General features: G+C 36.9%; 18 protein-coding genes. 15 read left to right on the forward strand and 3 right to left on the reverse strand.

Features of this window, described 5'->3' with window-relative positions:
- Positions 1-97 precede the first annotated feature (97 nt).
- A complete protein-coding gene (recN, locus tag AC5YGB_RS08690; RefSeq protein WP_496137277.1) occupies positions 98-1,759 on the reverse strand; it encodes a DNA repair protein RecN in 1,662 nt (553 codons plus the stop codon).
- A 12-nt stretch (positions 1,760-1,771) separates the two neighbouring features.
- Positions 1,772-2,590 (reverse strand): NAD(+)/NADH kinase, encoded by an 819-nt coding sequence (locus AC5YGB_RS08695; RefSeq protein WP_496137278.1) that lies wholly within the window; start codon positions 2,588-2,590, stop codon positions 1,772-1,774.
- Between the two features lie 65 nt (positions 2,591-2,655).
- On the opposite strand from AC5YGB_RS08695, the gene grpE reads away from it, so the two are divergent.
- The 8 genes from grpE (at position 2,656) to AC5YGB_RS08735 (ending at position 9,156) form a co-directional block, all read left to right on the forward strand.
- Positions 2,656-3,198 (forward strand): nucleotide exchange factor GrpE, encoded by a 543-nt coding sequence (gene grpE / locus AC5YGB_RS08700; RefSeq protein ID WP_020023689.1) that lies wholly within the window; start codon positions 2,656-2,658, stop codon positions 3,196-3,198.
- A 79-nt stretch (positions 3,199-3,277) separates the two neighbouring features.
- Positions 3,278-3,703, forward strand: a complete 426-nt coding sequence (locus tag AC5YGB_RS08705) for a plastocyanin/azurin family copper-binding protein (RefSeq protein WP_496137279.1) — start codon at positions 3,278-3,280, stop codon at positions 3,701-3,703.
- A gap of 72 nt (positions 3,704-3,775) precedes the next feature.
- Complete coding sequence (locus tag AC5YGB_RS08710) at positions 3,776-4,123, forward strand: hypothetical protein (RefSeq protein WP_496137280.1); 348 nt, start codon at positions 3,776-3,778, stop codon at positions 4,121-4,123.
- Between the two features lie 315 nt (positions 4,124-4,438).
- The gene (locus tag AC5YGB_RS08715; RefSeq protein ID WP_496137281.1) at positions 4,439-5,266 is read left to right on the forward strand and encodes an alpha/beta fold hydrolase; all 828 of its coding nucleotides are present in this window, start codon (positions 4,439-4,441) and stop codon (positions 5,264-5,266) included.
- Positions 5,259-6,200: a flavin reductase gene (locus AC5YGB_RS08720; RefSeq protein ID WP_496137282.1), complete on the forward strand. Its 942-nt coding sequence runs from the start codon at positions 5,259-5,261 to the stop codon at positions 6,198-6,200. Before AC5YGB_RS08715 ends, AC5YGB_RS08720 begins: the two co-directional genes overlap by 8 nt.
- A gap of 20 nt (positions 6,201-6,220) precedes the next feature.
- Positions 6,221-7,258, forward strand: coding sequence for an LLM class flavin-dependent oxidoreductase (locus AC5YGB_RS08725; protein ID WP_496137283.1), 1,038 nt, complete (start codon positions 6,221-6,223; stop codon positions 7,256-7,258).
- A gap of 12 nt (positions 7,259-7,270) precedes the next feature.
- Entirely contained in the window at positions 7,271-8,740 is a 1,470-nt protein-coding gene (locus AC5YGB_RS08730; RefSeq protein ID WP_496138028.1) for an aldehyde dehydrogenase family protein, read from the forward strand.
- Between the two features lie 35 nt (positions 8,741-8,775).
- Entirely contained in the window at positions 8,776-9,156 is a 381-nt protein-coding gene (locus tag AC5YGB_RS08735; protein WP_020026605.1) for a carboxymuconolactone decarboxylase family protein, read from the forward strand.
- Between the two features lie 16 nt (positions 9,157-9,172).
- Here AC5YGB_RS08735 and AC5YGB_RS08740 read toward each other — a convergent pair whose 3' ends face one another.
- Positions 9,173-10,063, reverse strand: coding sequence for a DMT family transporter (locus AC5YGB_RS08740; protein WP_020026604.1), 891 nt, complete (start codon positions 10,061-10,063; stop codon positions 9,173-9,175).
- Positions 10,064-10,240: 177 nt separating this feature from the next.
- On the opposite strand from AC5YGB_RS08740, the gene dsbD reads away from it, so the two are divergent.
- The 7 genes from dsbD (at position 10,241) to ubiE (ending at position 17,415) form a co-directional block, all read left to right on the forward strand.
- Positions 10,241-12,088, forward strand: a complete 1,848-nt coding sequence (dsbD, locus tag AC5YGB_RS08745; RefSeq protein ID WP_496137284.1) for a protein-disulfide reductase DsbD — start codon at positions 10,241-10,243, stop codon at positions 12,086-12,088.
- A gap of 212 nt (positions 12,089-12,300) precedes the next feature.
- Positions 12,301-12,756 (forward strand): acetyl-CoA carboxylase biotin carboxyl carrier protein, encoded by a 456-nt coding sequence (gene accB, locus AC5YGB_RS08750; RefSeq protein ID WP_496137285.1) that lies wholly within the window; start codon positions 12,301-12,303, stop codon positions 12,754-12,756.
- Positions 12,753-14,105 (forward strand): acetyl-CoA carboxylase biotin carboxylase subunit, encoded by a 1,353-nt coding sequence (gene accC / locus AC5YGB_RS08755; RefSeq protein WP_020026601.1) that lies wholly within the window; start codon positions 12,753-12,755, stop codon positions 14,103-14,105. The genes accB and accC overlap by 4 nt, the downstream gene beginning before the upstream one ends.
- On the forward strand, positions 14,102-15,136 hold the full coding sequence (gene argC / locus AC5YGB_RS08760) for an N-acetyl-gamma-glutamyl-phosphate reductase (RefSeq protein WP_496137286.1): 1,035 nt from the start codon (positions 14,102-14,104) through the stop codon (positions 15,134-15,136). The genes accC and argC overlap by 4 nt, the downstream gene beginning before the upstream one ends.
- A 34-nt stretch (positions 15,137-15,170) precedes the next feature.
- Positions 15,171-15,524 (forward strand): iron-sulfur cluster insertion protein ErpA, encoded by a 354-nt coding sequence (gene erpA / locus AC5YGB_RS08765; protein ID WP_496137287.1) that lies wholly within the window; start codon positions 15,171-15,173, stop codon positions 15,522-15,524.
- 11 nt (positions 15,525-15,535) lie between these two features.
- A complete protein-coding gene (locus tag AC5YGB_RS08770) occupies positions 15,536-16,672 on the forward strand; it encodes a citrate synthase (RefSeq protein WP_020023703.1) in 1,137 nt (378 codons plus the stop codon).
- Positions 16,673-16,674: 2 nt separating this feature from the next.
- Positions 16,675-17,415, forward strand: coding sequence for a bifunctional demethylmenaquinone methyltransferase/2-methoxy-6-polyprenyl-1,4-benzoquinol methylase UbiE (gene ubiE / locus AC5YGB_RS08775; RefSeq protein ID WP_496137288.1), 741 nt, complete (start codon positions 16,675-16,677; stop codon positions 17,413-17,415).
- Positions 17,416-17,420: the final 5 nt, after the last annotated feature.

A 17,420-nucleotide genomic window follows, 5' to 3' on the forward strand; every position in this document is an offset into this window, starting at 1 on the left:
TTAATAGTCAAGCACTCAAAGTGGAAAAAATCTAGCGTGAAGTTCAAAAAAAATTCAACTAAATAAGAAGTATGATTCAATAATATTAAGAATGTGTTCAGGAGCCAGTTTCAATCATTTCCTCTGCAGCTATTCTGGTTTTGTTGCTAATTTTAATCCCGCCAAGTATTCGGGCAACCTCATCAGCTCTTTCTTTCCTGCTAAGGCTCGTCACACTTGTAAATGTGAGTCCATCTTTTTGAGTTTTCTCAACCTTCATATGATCTTCGCCTTGAGCTGCAACCTGGGCTAGATGTGTTACACATATAATTTGATATTTTTTTGAGAGTTTTTTTAGCATTTGACCGACAATTTCAGCAACTGAACCACTAATTCCAACATCAACCTCATCAAAAACTACGCATGGTATCAAAACAGTGTTGGTGCCCGAAACTGAGAGTGCTAAGGAGATCCTTGATAGTTCACCTCCTGAGGCAACCTTATTGAGTGGCTTAAAATCTTGTCCTGCATTAGTTTTAACTTGAATAACCACTTCGTCGACACCGTTCAGCTTAACTTCTGAGACAGGCGGTCCAATCTCAAAGATAATTTCACTTCCAGGCATTCCAAGATTCTGCATAAGAAGAGTGACCTCTTTAGAAAGAATTTTGCTAGCCTTTTTTCTCTCTTTTGTAAGTATTTTTGACCTGACGAAATATTCTTTTTTAAATGCTTCTTGCTGTTGATACAGTTTGTCCAAAGCTACATTAGATGAGCTTAATTCATTAACTTTTTCTTCAAGAGTTTTCTGAACATCAACTAACTCAGTAATCTGACAATTATGCTTCCTCCCAAGGCCATGAAATAGCGTAATTCTCTCACTTAAGTGAGTTAAATTATCCTCCTGATTACTAATTTTACTTAGATAGTCGTTTAAGTCATAAACGCTCTCCTGAACCTGTACCTGCGCACTTGAGATTAATTCTCTTATTCCTATAAGACGAGAATCAAGCTCTTTTGATTGCTCCAATTCACTCTCACTTTCAATAAGAATGTTATTAACGCCACGATCATCATTTAATAAATTTAAAATCTTTGATATTTTTTCTACAAGCTTGCTAGAATTTACTGACGCTTTGTACTCGTCTTCAATATTATTTAATTCTTCCACATTAATTTCAGCCTGATTTAGTTCATCAAGTTGATGCATAAGTAGCTCTTTTTGAGAAGAAAGAAGAGCGCTTTCAGCACTTAAGGTTTCGATTTGACTTTTGACATCATGGTAGTTTCCATAAGCCTTATTCACCTCATCACAAAGAACCTGAGCCCCTGAAAAATCATCCAACAAGATTCGATGGTGGTTAGTTCTTAATAAAAGTTGATGTTCATTTTGACCGTGCATATCGATCAGATAACTACCTATATTACTGAGCACTGACAATGGTACTTTTCTGCCATTAACATATGAACGCGACTTGCCATCTGAAACAATTATTCGTCTTAAAATACATTCCGTATCACTATCTAGATCTTGGCTCTCAAGATAGGACTTGAGCTTTAGATTTGAACGGATATTAAAAGAAGCAGTAATTTCTGCCTTAGCTGCACCATTTCTAACTAAAGATGCATCAGAACGTCCACCAGAAACTATGCTTAACGCTTGAACAAGTATTGACTTTCCAGCCCCTGTTTCACCTGTAATAACCGTCATACCAAGATTAAAATCTATATTTAACTCTTCTACAACAACAAGGTTTTTAATATTCAGGTACTCAAGCATACTTTTAGTTTTTTAAACTTTTTGACCCCAGTGAAGTTTTGAACGAATAATCTCAAAATAATCATAGCCCTTAGGATGAATAAGGTGGACAAAATTACTGTGTCTTTTAACTCTCAATGCAACTCCCTCAGAAGCAGACAAAGAAGACTGAGCGTCAAAACTGATTGTCGCCCTTTCATCACAATCTAAAAGGTTAATCAATACTTCACTTTCTCCATGAAGTATGAATGGCCTATGACTCATTGTGTGTGGGCTAATTGAAACCAGACAAATTGCATTTGTGCTTGGATGCATAATTGGCCCTCCGCTTGACAAAGCATAAGCAGTTGAACCCGTCGGAGTTGTGATGATAATTCCATCAGCTCTTTGGTTGTTAACAAAGTCTTCATCAACATACAGCTCAAACTCAATCATTCTCGGTGTTGCGTTTCGATGAATAACCACCTCATTAAAGGCTAGATGTTGAGAAAGAACCTCATCATTTTTCTCGACCTGGCAGCTTAAAAGTGCCCTTTGCTCTTTTATATATTCTCCATTAAGAATTTCAGTCACCACTGTAGCCATTGAATCAACCGAAACATCCGCCAAAAAGCCTAATCGCCCTAAATTCACCCCAAGAATAGGGATATTAAAATCAACATAGGTTCTTGCAGTATTTAAAATAGTACCGTCGCCGCCAACAACGATTATTAAATCCGCTTCACTTTTAAACTTCTCTTGGTCCTGTAAAAAATTAACGCCAAGATCCTTAAGAAGGACTCCAAGCTCCAAAGCAGTTTTTTGACTGGTAAAATCATTAGGTTTACAGATAACGCCGACAGAATTAAACATAGGCCTTGAAATATTTTAAAGAGTAACTAAATAACACATTAAATATACATTAGTTTGATAAGACAATGACAAAAAAGAAGGAACAAAAAACTCAAAAGAATGCCTCTGATAAAGTAAATGAAGAGATATCTGATAGCTCAAAAATTGAAGACTTGACATCTCAACTTGAAGAGGCGCAACAGTCAACCAAGGATAATTGGGATAAACTTTTGCGTTCCCAAGCTGAAATGGAAAATCTCAAAAGAAGAACCTCAAAAGACTTAGAGAATGCCCATAAATTTGCCCTTGACGGATTTGTTAAAGCACTTCTTGAGGTCAGTGATTCACTCTCAATGGGTCTAAAATCGGCAACAGATGAAAAAGCTACCTTAGAAAATACTGTTGAAGGACTGGAACTTACAAACAAAGTCTTCAGCTCTACACTTGAAAAATTTGGCGTAGAAACAGTAAATCCCGTTGGTGAAAAATTTAACCCAGACCTTCATGAAGCCGTAACAATGGTTCCAATGCCTGACAAAACATCTAATACTGTGCTGGAAGTTATTCAAACAGGATTTACACTTAATGGCCGTCTAGTTCGACCAGCGCTAGTCATAGTCGTTCAGTAAAAAATAAACATAAAGTGATTTAAAACTTAATCATCAAAATTATTTTGTTAGTGTTAAGTGATTCTGTATGAGAACTTTTATGCGAATTGTATTTACATTATTATTTTTTCTAAATTTAGTAATAATTTCAAAAGTTGCTCTAGCAGAAACTATTCAAATTGAGTTTACTGAAAATGACTCATATAGCCTTGAAATAGCATATATTGATGCTGGAGATACTATAGAGTGGCTGCCAAAAAATGAGGGGCATAATGTTGAGTTTATTGCGGGCCCCAAAATGGACGAACTTCCTAATAATTCCAAAATGAATGAGTCTCACTCTGTTCTTTTTAAAACTCCAGGGGTTTATTTGTATGGTTGCACACCGCATCTAAATATGGGTATGTTAGGTCTAATTATCGTCGGTAATGATTTTCATAATCTAAATGAAGTCAATAAAATTGAATTGTCATATGTTGCGAATTCAGTTTTGAATCGATTAATAAGAACTGCTCAATCTAATTAATATCGGTTAGAAATTAAACGATATAGATATAGGAAATAAAAATTACTCGGCCACTAAAGAACAAATTAAAAATTGAATTCAAAATATTTTGAAGACTCTCCATTACTGGAAGAATTAAGCAAATTAACAGTCAAAAATGGTCAAACTGATTGGACTTACGAACAGTGGACTGAAGTTTGTCTTGATAATGGCTGGGTAGAAGTCTCTAATCAGTCTGATATTTGGGTTGAAAGTATCCAAGACGCAACTAAACGAGGCTTAATAATTGCCTACAATAAACTTAATCAAGACCTTAAATGGAATACTAAAAAGAAAGAGAAAATGCTCTTTAGAAAAGGAGATTTAGTGATCTCATATGAAAAAGACTTAGCCAATTGGTGGGAATATCAAGCCTTATTAAATAAAAATAAATCAATATAAGTCATATTAATCATCAATTTTCTATTAAATATGTCATTTTTATTAAAAAATTAATTAAAAATGTATGTTTTTTGAATAAAAAACCATTTTTTTAAGCATTTTTTTGCAATTTTGATCAAAAAAACCCCTATATTTGATTGAAAAAGACTAAAAATATACATTTATTCGTTATTTATAAGCAAAATAGTCGATGTATCATAACTTGACATACAAGGTTTAATACACTATATTTCTTCATGCTCAAGTCGGCAGGCAGTGAGACAAAAAGGTGTGTGCCATGAAGGTTAGTATATTACTACTAGAGAAAGTGGCCTTATGAGAGACTTGAGAAAACACAATCTAAATAAATCAACCAATCTTTTGGATAAAGATAGCACTGCCTATAGAGTTTTTGGTGAGAGTGGCCCATACTTAATTTTTGTTCATGGAGTTGGTATGTCTGGTGAAATTTGGACACCCCAAGTGAAACATTTTTTTTCTAACTATAGAGTTATAACATATGACTTTCTTGGACATGGCCAGAGCCCAATCCCAAAAAAAACCCCTTCCATTGAGGACTATGTTGAACAACTCAACTCACTTGTAGAAACAATTAATATCTCTAATTTCAGTCTAGTTGGCCACTCCATGGGTGCTCTAATAAGTGTTGCTTTTGGCCTAAAGTATCCAGAAAAAATTACCACATTAATATCTCTAAATATGGTTTACAAAAGAAGTATAAATGCTCAAAGTGATGTAATCGAACGTGCAAATTTAATTTTAAAACAAGGTGAAATAAATAATATAGACCAAACCTTGGATAGATGGTTTAAAAATAAAACAGAATATCATCAAATTCAACAAATAAAGAAAGTACATCAACTTTTAACTGATGTAAATCCGCAGGGTTATGGATACGCATATAAATTATTTGCAGAGTCTGATCGTCACTTTGAAAATAAACTTTCAGAACTTAGCGTACCTGTTTTATACTTAACTGGGAGTGACGATCCAAACTCAACCCCAGATATGTCAAGCGAAATGGCTCATGAATCTCCTCAAGGCAGTTTTATCAGTATCGCAAATGAAGCACATATGATGGCGTATATTGCCCCAGAAAAGATAAATCCAGTAATTGAAAAATTTATAAAAACGAATGAATAAAAAAGACAAAACTAGAGAATTAAGACAAGCATTAGGATCATTTCCTACAGGAGTAACTGTTGTAACTTGTCTCGACTCAAACAATAACCCGCTGGGATTTACTGCCAACTCATTTACATCTGTCTCTCTAGAACCGCAACTAATCTCAATATGTATTGATAAAGACTCCTTTAATATTGAATCCTTTTCAATAGTTGGGCACTTTGCAGTGAGCGTTCTTTCTGAAGATCAACAGGCTATCTCAACAACATTTGCAACTCCAAATGAAGATCGTTTTTTGGATATTGAGTGGGATTCAAAAAATACTGGAAGTCCAATTATTAAAGGCGCTGTAGCCTGGTTTGATTGTGATACTGAACAGGTTATTAGTGCTGGAGATCATCTGATTCTAATTGGGAAGGTTATTGCCTTTGACAGCACCCCTAAGACACCCCTTATGTATCTTAGGGGTAATTATGTTAATCTTGGTCTCGAGCAAAAAATGAGACTAGCAATGGAGAATGAAAATACAATAATAGTTGTGGGTGCATTAATTGAATGGCAAAAAAAAGTGCTCCTGCTAAAAGACAAAACAAGCGGCAAACTTTATTTTCCTTCTGCCTCCAGGCTTGGGCATATTGATGATGAACAAAGTCTTCTTGGAGTTCTAAACAAGCTAAGTATTTCAATTAGCGAACACTATCTTTTTTCAGTCTTTGAAAAGCCTCTGGATAAAACAAGCCTCATTTATTATCGTGCTCAGGCAAAAGAAGGATCAGTTGAATCTCAAAATAACTTTTATGACTTTGATGCAATTCCGTTTGACAAACTTAATGATGAAGCGAGTAGAATAATGCTCAAGCGTTATATTAAGGAGAGAGATCTGAATGCTTTTGGGATTTTTGTTGGAAAAGAAAGTGAAGGTAAAATTGAGGCAATCAGTACAACTAATTAAAATTTATAGGAACTTTTAAAATGGATTTTTCTTTATTTGCTCATATGGAAAGAATAGACGAAGGTCAGTCTCAAAAAAGACTCTATGAAGAGTTTGTTGAACTTTGTCAAATAGCCGACAGGTCTGGCTTTAAAACAATATGGAATGGAGAGCATCACGGCATGAACTTTACAATTGCTCCAAACCCATTTGTGAATCTTGTTGATTTGGCTAACAAGACTGAAAATGTTAGACTCGGCACCGGTACTATTATTGCACCTTTTTGGCACCCTATAAAACTTGCTGAAGAGGCTGCAATGACTGATATTATTTCCGGAGGAAGACTTGAACTAGGGATTGCAAGAGGGGCATATTCTTTTGAGTACGATCGACTAGCTGATGGAATTGATCCATTTTCTGCTGGAAACGCTTTAAGAGAAATTGTTCCAGCAATCAAAGCACTTTGGAAAGGCGACTATACTGGTGAAGGTGAACACTGGTCATTTCCAAAAACTACTAGCTCGCCCAAGCCTCAACAAACCCCTAATCCGCCAATTTGGATTGCAGCCAGGGATCAAAACTCACATGATTTTGCCTTAAAAGAGGGGTGTAATGTCCAAGTAACGCCTCTTTGGTTTGGTGATGAAGAAGTCATTTCGCTAATGGAAAAATTTAACATAGCATGTGAAACACATAAAGAAATTAAGAGACCAAAAATAATGGTTTTACGCCATACATTTGTTGCAGAAACTGAAGCAGAAATTTCTCAAGGTGCTAAAGATATTTCACGCTTTTATTGTTATTTTGGTGCTTGGTTTAAAAATGAAAGGCCTGTTGAGCAAGGCCTAATTGAGAAGCTCACAGATGAAGAGATGGCGAAACTTGAAATGTATTCTCCAGAAAATATGCGCAAAAATAGCATAATAGGTACACCGGAAGAGGTGATTAATCGCATCAAGCTATGTGAAGAACTTGGATATGATGAATACAGTTATTGGATTGACAGTAGCATGGATTTTGAAACAAAAAAGAAATCACTACAGCTTTTTATTGACAAAGTCATGCCTGCATTTAACTAGATAGGACAAATGATGGAGCATTTTAAACACTACATTAATGGCAAATTCAGTGATGGATCAGAACAATTTGAAACGTTGAATCCTGCAAATGGCAAACCTTGGGCTTCTTTTCCTGCTGCATCAGAACAAGAGTCAAACTCTGCAATTGAATCTGCACACTCAGCCTTGTATGATGGCCCATGGTCAAAACTAAATGCAACACAAAGAGGTAAGTTAATTCACAAGCTTGGGGATTTAATTGCTGAGCATGCGTCAGAGCTTGGTGATCTTGAAACTCAAGATAGTGGCAAGCTAGCAGTTGAGACTCGAGCTCAATCTAGTTATGTAGCAGATTATTACTATTACTATGCTGGCTTAGCAGATAAAATCCAAGGCGAGGTTCTCCCAATTGACAAACCTGACATGCAGGTATTTACAACTCGTGAACCTATTGGTGTTGTTGTTGCTATTGTTCCATGGAATGCTCAACTTTTTCTAGCAGCTACTAAGATAGCGCCTGCCTTAGCTGCGGGCAATACTGTTGTAGTAAAAGCTTCTGAACAAGCACCTGCAGCACTATTTAAATTTGCTGAGTTGGTTGACAAAAGCGGATTTCCTCCAGGAGTAATTAATATAATCACTGGTTTTCCTGAGCCTTGTGGCAGGGTTTTAACCACCCATCCAAAAGTAGCAAGAATTGCTTTTACTGGAGGCACGGAAGTAGCTCGGCATATAATAAGAAATAGTGCAGAGAATTTTGCCCATGTTAGCCTTGAGCTAGGGGGAAAGTCACCGATGATAATATTCAAAGACTGTAATATTGAAGGTGCTGTTAATGGAATTATTGCTGGCAATTTTGGAGCGTCTGGACAAAGTTGTGTCGCTGGATCGCGTGTATTCATTCATAGGTCGATTCACTCAAAAATAATTGGATTAGTTAAGGAGCGTGCAAAGAGCATCGTTGTAGGTGATCCATTAGACAGCAAAACTCAGGTTGGTCCACTTGCGACAGAACACCAAGTTGAAAGAGCTTCTAAAGTTGTTCAGAATTCTATTACTCAGGGAGCCAGTTTAGTTTTTGGTGGAAAAAAGCCGAGTCAACATAAAGAAGGTTGGTATTTTGAACCTACACTTCTAGATTGCCCTAATCAAGAATTTGATTGTGTCAAGACAGAGCTTTTTGCACCTGTTATTAGTGTCATTGCATTTGATACCGAAGAAGAAGCTATAGCTATGGCCAATGACTCAGACTATGGACTGGGATCTGGAGTTTTTACTGAAAATTTAGCGAGAGCTCATCGTGTCAGTTCAAAAATACACTCAGGAATTGTTTGGATAAATACGTATCGTGCAATCTCACCTATATCCCCTTTTGGTGGCTTTAAACAAAGCGGTGGCAGTCGCGAAGCTGGAATTGACGCGATTCATGAATATACTCGGACTAAAACAACATGGATAAATACCTCTTCAGAACCCATGAGCAACCCCTTTATAATGAGGTAGTGAAATTAATAATATTGACGCAAGTGGAGTAAAAAATGGATAAAAAATTATTTGAATTAGGCTTATCTAAGAGGAAGGCAACACTGGGGAAAGAATATGTTCAAAAAAACTTAGATGCTGCTGATGACTTTAATGAGGACTTTCAGAAACAAATGACTGAATGGTGCTGGGGATTTGGCTGGGGAGATGAAACAATTGACAAAAAAACAAGGTCAATGATGAACCTTACTATGCTTGCTGCGCTTGGAAAAATGGATGAGTGGGAAATACATCTTAAAGGTGCCCTAACGAATGGTGTAAGTAAAAACGAGATCAAATCAATTCTGCATGTGATTGCAATATACTGCGGCGTTCCTCAAGGTGTAGAGTGTTTTAAAGTTGCAAGAGGAGTTTTAGAGAAGGCAGGTGAAATCTGACAAAACCTTTGCTAATTTAACCTTGCTGAGAAGTTTTTTTTGAGACAGTCATTGCAACAGCAAATGCTATCAATATAACTCCTATTATTGACACAAAGTTCATAGTTTCTCCAAACAAATACCAAGCTTGGATAGCAACAAGAGCAGGCACTAGATAAAAGTAACTTCCAACTTTTGCAGAAGCATCTTGCTTGATCATTGTCATTAATAGAAGCACTGCACCAATTGAAAGCCCAAAAATTTGCCAACCTAAGGTAACAATAAATGTACTAGTCCAATTTATTTCACCTGTCTCAAAATAAAATGATATAAAAACACACAGTATAAAAGCACCAAGGTATTGAATCAACGTACCACTAATTAAATCCATTTCATTACAAAAGCGCTTTTGATAAATAGTACCTACTGAGATGCTAAATAGAGATCCAAATACAGCTAAAACTCCCCAAAAAGAAAAGTTAGTGAAAAAACCATCAAAACCAAAATCAAGTTTTTCAAATAAAATTAAATATAGTCCAATAATTCCTATTAATAAACCTAGCCATTGTCTAGTTGTGACCTTTTCATGGAGAATTATACCTGCTATAAATGCCATTCCAAGTGGCTGAAGACCGATAATCATAGCAGTAAGCCCCACAGATACTTCCCACTTAATCGCCTGAAAAACACCGCCAAGATAAATCCCATGAATTAATAAACCAGTTACCATTAAATGTATAAAAGCCAAGCCAGATTTTGGCCAAATGCTTTTATTGACTTGTGTGAATATAATCAGCACTATTAATGTTAGTCCATTACGATAAGACAACAAAGTGAAAGGCTCTGCGAATTGAAGGCCATATTTAGCAGCTACGAAACCTGTGCTCCAAATCAAAACAAATAGCCATGGAATTATTTTAGAGTTCATTCTAAGATCTCTCATTTAGTTATCTATTTGTCAGATCTTTCATTAATTTAGAATAGACAAATTACTGAATTATTTAAATTTTAATTTTATACAGAAACACTAGACTTAGAACAATCCTAACATAAGAGAAAGCTTCATTAGACTATAATTAGATTTATCATTTTCCAAGTAAGTTTTATGAAGCATTTTTGTGTCACAATTCTACTGATATTACTAAATATTTTTTCTCAAACATCTGCAGAAACTAATACAGTTTTAAATGATACAAGCAAAGCGACTAATGCAACTTCATCATCGTTAATTCTTGATAATGATGGTTCATCGGACTTAGGTCGGCCTGTTCCAGTTAATGAAGCTTTTGAGTTAAGCACTATCTTAACTGGATCTCATTCACTTTCAGTTAAATGGAACATAAAAAAGAATTACTATCTTTACCAAGACAAAATCTCATTTGCAGTTGAAGAAGCAACAATTAAAAACGTTGTATACCCGGAGGCAACAATTAAAAACGATGAATTTTTTGGAGAAGTCAGCGTTTATACCTCTCCTTTAGAGATTCAAATTGAAGTTGAGGATGAGCTAAGTCCTTTCGTAATATTGACAGTTGAACATCAAGGGTGCTGGGAGGGTGGAGTATGCTACCCACCTCAAGTTGACAGACTCAAAGTTAGCACCACAGGTGCAGAAAGGATAACAGGTTCTAACAGACCAACAGCAACCGATTCAGAAAAAATCACCTCTAAAAAATTCGAGCAAGGAGGCATTACTCTATTTTTAGCAGCCTTTCTAGCCGGTCTCGCTTTATCTTGGACTCCTTGTGTATATCCAATGGTTCCAATCTTATCTGGGATTATTATTGGACAGAAAGAGACCCCTAGCAATCTAAATGCAATCTTAATGTCAGTCACATTTGTTTTTTCAATGTCCCTAGCTTATGGTTTAATCGGAGCTTCTGCTGGCTACTTTGGAGCTGGAATAAATCTACAAGCTGTGATGCAAACCCCCTGGATCTTATTTGTCTCCAGCTTAATCTTTATTGCTCTAGCCCTCTCCATGTTTGGCCTTTATGATATTCAGCTGCCCTCAAAAATTCAAACTAAGCTCACAAACCTAAGCAATGCACAATCTGGTGGAAGCTTTGTTGGCGTTAGCATAATGGGCTTTCTTTCTGCTTTAATTGTTGGGCCTTGTGTGACACCATTTCTTGCAACCGCCTTAAGCTATGTTATTGCTGGTGGAAGTGCTGCTAAAGGCGGTGCAAGTCTTTTTGCCATGGGCCTTGGTATGGGTGTGCCACTAATAATAATTTGTGGCTGGGGCGTCAATACACTTCCAAAAGCAGGGGCATGGATGGAAAACGTCAAACGAGTCTTTGGGTTTGCAATGATAGCTGTTGCCCTTTACCTTTTAGATCGAATCTTATATCCTTTTTTATCACTTATTCTTTGGGCATTATTATTTTCAGTGGCACCAGTTATGCTTGGTGTTTTCAAAAATTTAAACAAAACAATTTCTCCTCTAAACATCTTATTCAAGCTACTTTCTCTGGCCGTTCTAGCTTATGGATTGATGTTATGGTTTCTTGTTGCAAAGGGAAATGGAGATGTTCAGCAACCACTAGATTCAATCATATATGGTGATAAAATTGATATATCAAATAGCATCAAATTTCAAATAATTAATGATGAAGAGCGTCTCGATAATTTAATTTTAAGCACTAATGAAAACAACAAAATGCTTGTTATTAAATTCTACGCCGAATGGTGTATAGCTTGCAACAAGATGGAAAGGGTAGTTTTTACAGACACTCTTGTCAGTCAATCACTTAAAGGCTCTCAAGCCTATACAGTTGATGTCACTGATAATAACGCCTTTAGTCAGTCAATATTATCAAGGTTCTCTCTCTTTGGACCGCCAGCAATCTTATTTTTCAAGAATGGACAAGAGTTGAGGGATCAAAGAATTATTGGTGAAGTGAATGCAGCAGAGCTTACAAAACACATAAATAACATAAATTCGTTATAAGCCCATTTCCCTCTAAATGCCTCTAAATGTGGCTATTTTTTGCTAAATAGCTGGTAAAATACTTAATCTTAATACTTAATAAAGAATCACATCTTTAGGCTTATCTTTAATATTTCTAAGCCAAAACATGTACTTATAACATTTATAGCTTGCAAGCTAGTTTCATATATTTAAGTTTTAAATAACAGTTAATAAAATAAAAAGGAGCGTCAATGGATATTCGAAAAGTTAAAAAATTAATGGAGCTTCTGGAAGAATCTGGAATGTCAGAGATTGAAATTAAGGAGGGTGAAGAGTCCGTAAAAATCTCAAGATATGGCAACTCCCCAGCTCCTGCCCAGCATCCAATCCAATCTTTTGTTCAGCAGCAAGCTCCAGTTAGCTCCGCTCCCACTTCACAAACAGCAAGCCCAAATGAACAGCCTCAAGAAACTGGCCAATCTGTAACGTCTCCAATGGTTGGAACATTCTATTCTGCCCCATCTCCAACGGCAAAACCATTTGTGTCAATTGGACAAAAAATCAATCAAGGAGATACAGTTGGAATTATTGAGGCAATGAAAATAATGAATCAAATAGAGTCTGACCAATCTGGAACAGTGGTTGAGATTCTTGTTAAAGATGGTGAAGCAATTGAATTTGGACAATCACTAATAGTTGTAGAATGAGCTCAATTAAAAAAGTTTTAATCGCAAATCGTGGCGAAATTGCTCTGCGTATTCTTAGGGCTTGTAAGGAGCTTGGCATTCAAACAGTTGCTGTTTATTCAACTGCAGATAAAGACTTAAAGCATGTTAGGCTAGCTGATGAAGCTGTATGTATTGGTCCCCACCCATCAATCAAAAGCTACTTAAACATTCCAGCAATTATTAGTGCTGCTGAGCTGACCCACTCTGATGCAATTCATCCTGGCTATGGCTTTCTTTCAGAGAATGCTGATTTTGCAGATCAAGTTGAACAAAGTGGCTTTATATTTATTGGTCCTAGAGCTGAAAACATAAGGGTTATGGGTGACAAAGTTGCTGCTATTGAAGCAATGAAAAGTTCAGGTGTTCCTTGTGTGCCAGGTTCTGATGGTGCACTTGATGACAATGAAAAAAGAAGCGTTAAAATTGCAAAAGAAATTGGTCTACCAATAATTATTAAAGCTTCGGGTGGTGGTGGTGGTCGGGGCATGAGAGTGGTTGAAGAAGAAAAAGATTTGGCTGACTCAATTCAACTTACAAAGTCTGAAGCATTAAGCTTTTTTGGAAATGGTGAAGTCTATATGGAAAAATTTCTGACAACACCTCGCCATGTTGAGATACAAGTCCTTGCTGACCAGCATGGTAATGCTATTCATCTTGGTGAGAGAGATTGCTCTATGCAAAGGAGGCATCAGAAAGTAGTTGAAGAAGCTCCAGCTCCTGGAATCTCTTCAGAACTTAGAAATAAGATTGGCAATATTTGTGCTGAAGCATGTAAAAAAATTAATTACCGTGGTGCGGGTACCTTTGAGTTTCTTTTTGATAATGATGAGTTTTACTTTATTGAAATGAACACTAGGGTTCAAGTTGAACACCCCGTAACAGAAATGATTACGGGCGTTGATATTGTTCGAGAACAAATTTTAATTGCTGGTGGGGACAAATTGTCTTATGAGCAGAGTGATATAAAAATCCGCGGCCATGCAATTGAATGCAGAATTAATGCAGAAGACCCCGAGAGCTTTATGCCTTCTCCTGGAAAAATTACCCAGTATCATGCTGCAGGTGGTCTCGGGGTTAGGATAGACTCTCATATCTACAACGGATATAATGTTCCGCCCCACTATGATTCAATGATTGGAAAGGTTATTACATATGGCGATAATAGAATTAATGCGATTATAAAAATGCAAAATGCGCTTGATGAGATGGTGATAGATGGCATCAAAACCAATATTCCTCTTCAAAGAAAAATTATGGTTGACAAGGTTTTTCAAAAAGGTGGGATGAATATACACTATCTTGAAAAGATGCTTGGAGATGAAAAATGAAAATCAAAGTTGGAATAATTGGTGGCTCAGGTTACACTGGCATTGAGCTTTTACGAATCATACATCAACATCCCAATGCAGAGGTTCATGCGATTACCTCAAGAGCGCTTGAGGGTAGAAAGATCTCTGAAGTTTTTCCTAATATGCATGGAATATCTGAGCTAACTTATCTTCTTCCTGATGATAAAAGCCTATTTGAATGCGATATTGTATTTTTTGCTACACCACATGGCGTTGCAATGAACAATGCAGCACTTTTTTTGGAAAAAAATATTAAAGTTGTTGACCTAGGAGCAGACTTCAGGATCACTAATGCAACTACCTGGTCTGACTGGTACAAGATGGAACATACCCAAGAATCTCTTCTTAAAGAAGCCGTTTATGGTCAACCAGAAATGAAAAGAGATGCCATTAAAGATGCTCGGCTAGTTGCAAATCCAGGCTGCTATCCAACAGCAGTTCTTTTAGCATTAAAACCACTCCTTCAAAATAACCTAATAGATACGTCAAATATAATTGCGGACTGCAAGTCAGGTACAAGTGGTGCTGGCCGGATTGCAAACCAAGCTACTCTTTTTTGTGAAATTACTGAAAGCTTTAAGCCTTATGGGGTTAGTGGACATAGGCATTTTCCTGAAATCAAACAAGAAATAGAGTCAATGACTGAATCACCAGTTGGCCTGACATTTACCCCTCATTTGCTTCCAATGAGTCGTGGGATTGAAGCTACAATTTATGTTGACTTAATAGACTCAGATATCGATATATTGGCATGCTTCGAAAATGCCTATGAAAACGAAGAATTTGTTAAAATATTGCCTGAAGGTGTCTACCCTGAAACCCGTTCAGTTAAATCTTCTAACTATTGCCAGATTTCAGTTCAGTATGTTGAACATAGCAATAAGCTTGTTATTATGTCTGTAATCGACAATTTAGGTAAGGGAGCAGCTGGACAAGCAATTCAAAATATGAATTTAATGTTTGGACTAAGCGAACAGGAAGGACTCAAACAAATCGGACTTTTGCCGTAATTATTTGACTAATAGATTTACTCGGAGATAACCCATGGTTGCCACTGAAATACAAGACGAAGCTGACATAGTTTTTAGTGATAGTGCTGCTAATCGAGTTGCACAGCTAATCAAAGAAGAGAAGAATCCTTCTTTGCGACTGCGTGTCTATATTACTGGTGGAGGCTGTTCTGGTTTCTCTTATGGATTTACCTTTGATGATAACCTCAAAGAGGGAGATAGTGGGGTTAACAAACAAGGCGTTGAGCTAGTAATTGACCCAATGAGCTACCAATATCTGATGGGCTCAACAGTAGATTACTTAGAGGATCTTCAAGGTGCAAGGTTTATTGTAAGCAACCCAAATGCCAAAACCACTTGTGGTTGTGGCTCTTCTTTTTCAATTTAAAAACTAATTATATGACTGAATACATTCCAGGCCTAGCAGGCGTTCCAGCAACCAAATCATCCATTTCTTCAATTGATGGAGAAAAGGGAATACTTGCATACAGAGGCTACTCAATACAAGACCTTGTTGAGCACTCCTCATTTGAAGAAACTGCACTTTTATTAATGAATGGAGAACTTCCATCTCCGCAAGAGCTGACAAACTTTAAAAATACCCTAAACAAACGCAATGAAGTAAAACGCAAAATTCGCCATTTGCTTTGGTCGCTTCCTTCAACTGGACACTCAATGGACGTGCTTCAAACTGCTATCGCATCTATGGCCACTTTCTATCCTGATGCTGGAGCTTCTGAACCAGATTCGTCTTACACTCAAAACGCTCTGATCAAAATAATATCAAATATGAGCACCTTAGTTGCTATGTGGACTCGAATCAGTAGAGGTTATGATCCAATTCCGCCAAGTAAAACAATGACTTATGCGGAAAACTTTATGTACATGTGTTTTGGAGAGGAGTCTGACCCAGAAATTGTAAACCTATTAGATGCCTCATTAATTTTGCACGCTGAACATACAATCAATGCCTCAACTTTTTCTACTATGGTGACGGCGTCCTCACTTGCCAACCCTTTTGCCTCAATTGCCGCAGGAGTTGGAACGCTTGCGGGGCCTTTACATGGAAATGCAAATGAAAATGTACTTATTATGCTCGATGAAATTGGCTCTCCAAAGAATGCTCGTAAATGGATTGAAGATAGGCTCAAAAATAAACAAGTCATCTGGGGAATGGGTCATCGCGAATATAAAACTAAAGATCCTAGGGCAACAATTCTTGAGAAAATGATTAAGACTTATATCAAGAAAAATGGCCTCAAACTCTCTAACCGCTTTGAAACAGCGCTTGAGGTTGAAAGCATCTGCAACGAGCTTCTGTCTCAAAAGGGGGTTTACCCTAACGTAGACTTTTACTCGGGAATCCTGTATTCAGAGATTTTTAATTTTACTAAAGAGCACTTTACTTCTATTTTTGCTATGGCGCGCTCTGCAGGGTGGGTGGCTCATTGGCATGAACAAGTGAGCGACAATAGAATATTTAGGCCAACACAAATATATATTGGGGCTGATTTTAGGGATTACCCCGCACAATAGAAATGGAAAAAACCACCCACTTTGGCTATAAACAAGTCGATGTTGAAAAAAAACAAGGCCTTGTAAAAGAGGTCTTTGACTCAGTTGCAGGTAAATATGACCTCATGAATGATGTGATGTCAATGGGTACTCATCGACTATGGAAAAACTACACTATTTCAAGTAGCAATGTTAAAGAGGGGGATCATGTTCTTGATATTGCTGGAGGCACTGGCGATCTGGCCATTAAGTTTAGAAAAAAAGTTGGCACTTCTGGCAAAGTAATCCTTTCAGATATTAACGAATCTATGCTTCATGAGGGAAGAAAAAACCTTATCAATCATGGAATCATTGACGTCGAGTTCGTTCAAGCCAATGCTGAATCGCTGCCTTTTGAAGACAATACTTTTGACTGTGTAAGCATTGCCTTTGGACTAAGAAATGTTACCGACAAGGATGCCGCCTTAAAACAAATGTACCGTGTTCTAAAAAAAGGTGGAACTCTTTTAATCCTGGAATTTTCCAAGGTTGAAAATCAAATGCTAGAAAAGGCTTATGACTTCTATTCATTTAATCTTATTCCTAAATTTGGAGAATATTTTGCAAATGATGAAGATAGCTATCAATATCTTGCAGAGTCTATTCGAAAACACCCTGACCAAGAAACCCTAAAAACTATGGTTCTTGATTCTGGATTTGAGTTTTGTGAATACCACAACCTAACTGGTGGAATCGTTGCACTTCATAAAGCAGTAAAGACTTAAGCAAA

The sequence above is a fragment of the Candidatus Pseudothioglobus sp. uisw_142 genome, assembly GCF_059512465.1.

Excerpts from the sequence above, each read along its gene's own strand:
- recN (WP_496137277.1), bottom strand. The coding sequence starts at position 1,759 with ATGCTTGAGTACCTGAATATTAAAAACCTTGTTGTTGTAGAAGAGTTA.
- AC5YGB_RS08695 (WP_496137278.1), bottom strand. The coding sequence starts at position 2,590 with ATGTTTAATTCTGTCGGCGTTATCTGTAAACCTAATGATTTTACCAGT.
- grpE (WP_020023689.1), top strand. The coding sequence starts at position 2,656 with ATGACAAAAAAGAAGGAACAAAAAACTCAAAAGAATGCCTCTGATAAA.
- AC5YGB_RS08705 (WP_496137279.1), top strand. The coding sequence starts at position 3,278 with ATGCGAATTGTATTTACATTATTATTTTTTCTAAATTTAGTAATAATT.
- AC5YGB_RS08715 (WP_496137281.1), top strand. The coding sequence starts at position 4,439 with ATGAGAGACTTGAGAAAACACAATCTAAATAAATCAACCAATCTTTTG.
- AC5YGB_RS08720 (WP_496137282.1), top strand. The coding sequence starts at position 5,259 with ATGAATAAAAAAGACAAAACTAGAGAATTAAGACAAGCATTAGGATCA.
- AC5YGB_RS08725 (WP_496137283.1), top strand. The coding sequence starts at position 6,221 with ATGGATTTTTCTTTATTTGCTCATATGGAAAGAATAGACGAAGGTCAG.
- AC5YGB_RS08730 (WP_496138028.1), top strand. The coding sequence starts at position 7,271 with ATGGAGCATTTTAAACACTACATTAATGGCAAATTCAGTGATGGATCA.
- AC5YGB_RS08735 (WP_020026605.1), top strand. The coding sequence starts at position 8,776 with ATGGATAAAAAATTATTTGAATTAGGCTTATCTAAGAGGAAGGCAACA.
- AC5YGB_RS08740 (WP_020026604.1), bottom strand. The coding sequence starts at position 10,063 with ATGAACTCTAAAATAATTCCATGGCTATTTGTTTTGATTTGGAGCACA.
- dsbD (WP_496137284.1), top strand. The coding sequence starts at position 10,241 with ATGAAGCATTTTTGTGTCACAATTCTACTGATATTACTAAATATTTTT.
- accB (WP_496137285.1), top strand. The coding sequence starts at position 12,301 with ATGGATATTCGAAAAGTTAAAAAATTAATGGAGCTTCTGGAAGAATCT.
- accC (WP_020026601.1), top strand. The coding sequence starts at position 12,753 with ATGAGCTCAATTAAAAAAGTTTTAATCGCAAATCGTGGCGAAATTGCT.
- argC (WP_496137286.1), top strand. The coding sequence starts at position 14,102 with ATGAAAATCAAAGTTGGAATAATTGGTGGCTCAGGTTACACTGGCATT.
- erpA (WP_496137287.1), top strand. The coding sequence starts at position 15,171 with ATGGTTGCCACTGAAATACAAGACGAAGCTGACATAGTTTTTAGTGAT.
- AC5YGB_RS08770 (WP_020023703.1), top strand. The coding sequence starts at position 15,536 with ATGACTGAATACATTCCAGGCCTAGCAGGCGTTCCAGCAACCAAATCA.
- ubiE (WP_496137288.1), top strand. The coding sequence starts at position 16,675 with ATGGAAAAAACCACCCACTTTGGCTATAAACAAGTCGATGTTGAAAAA.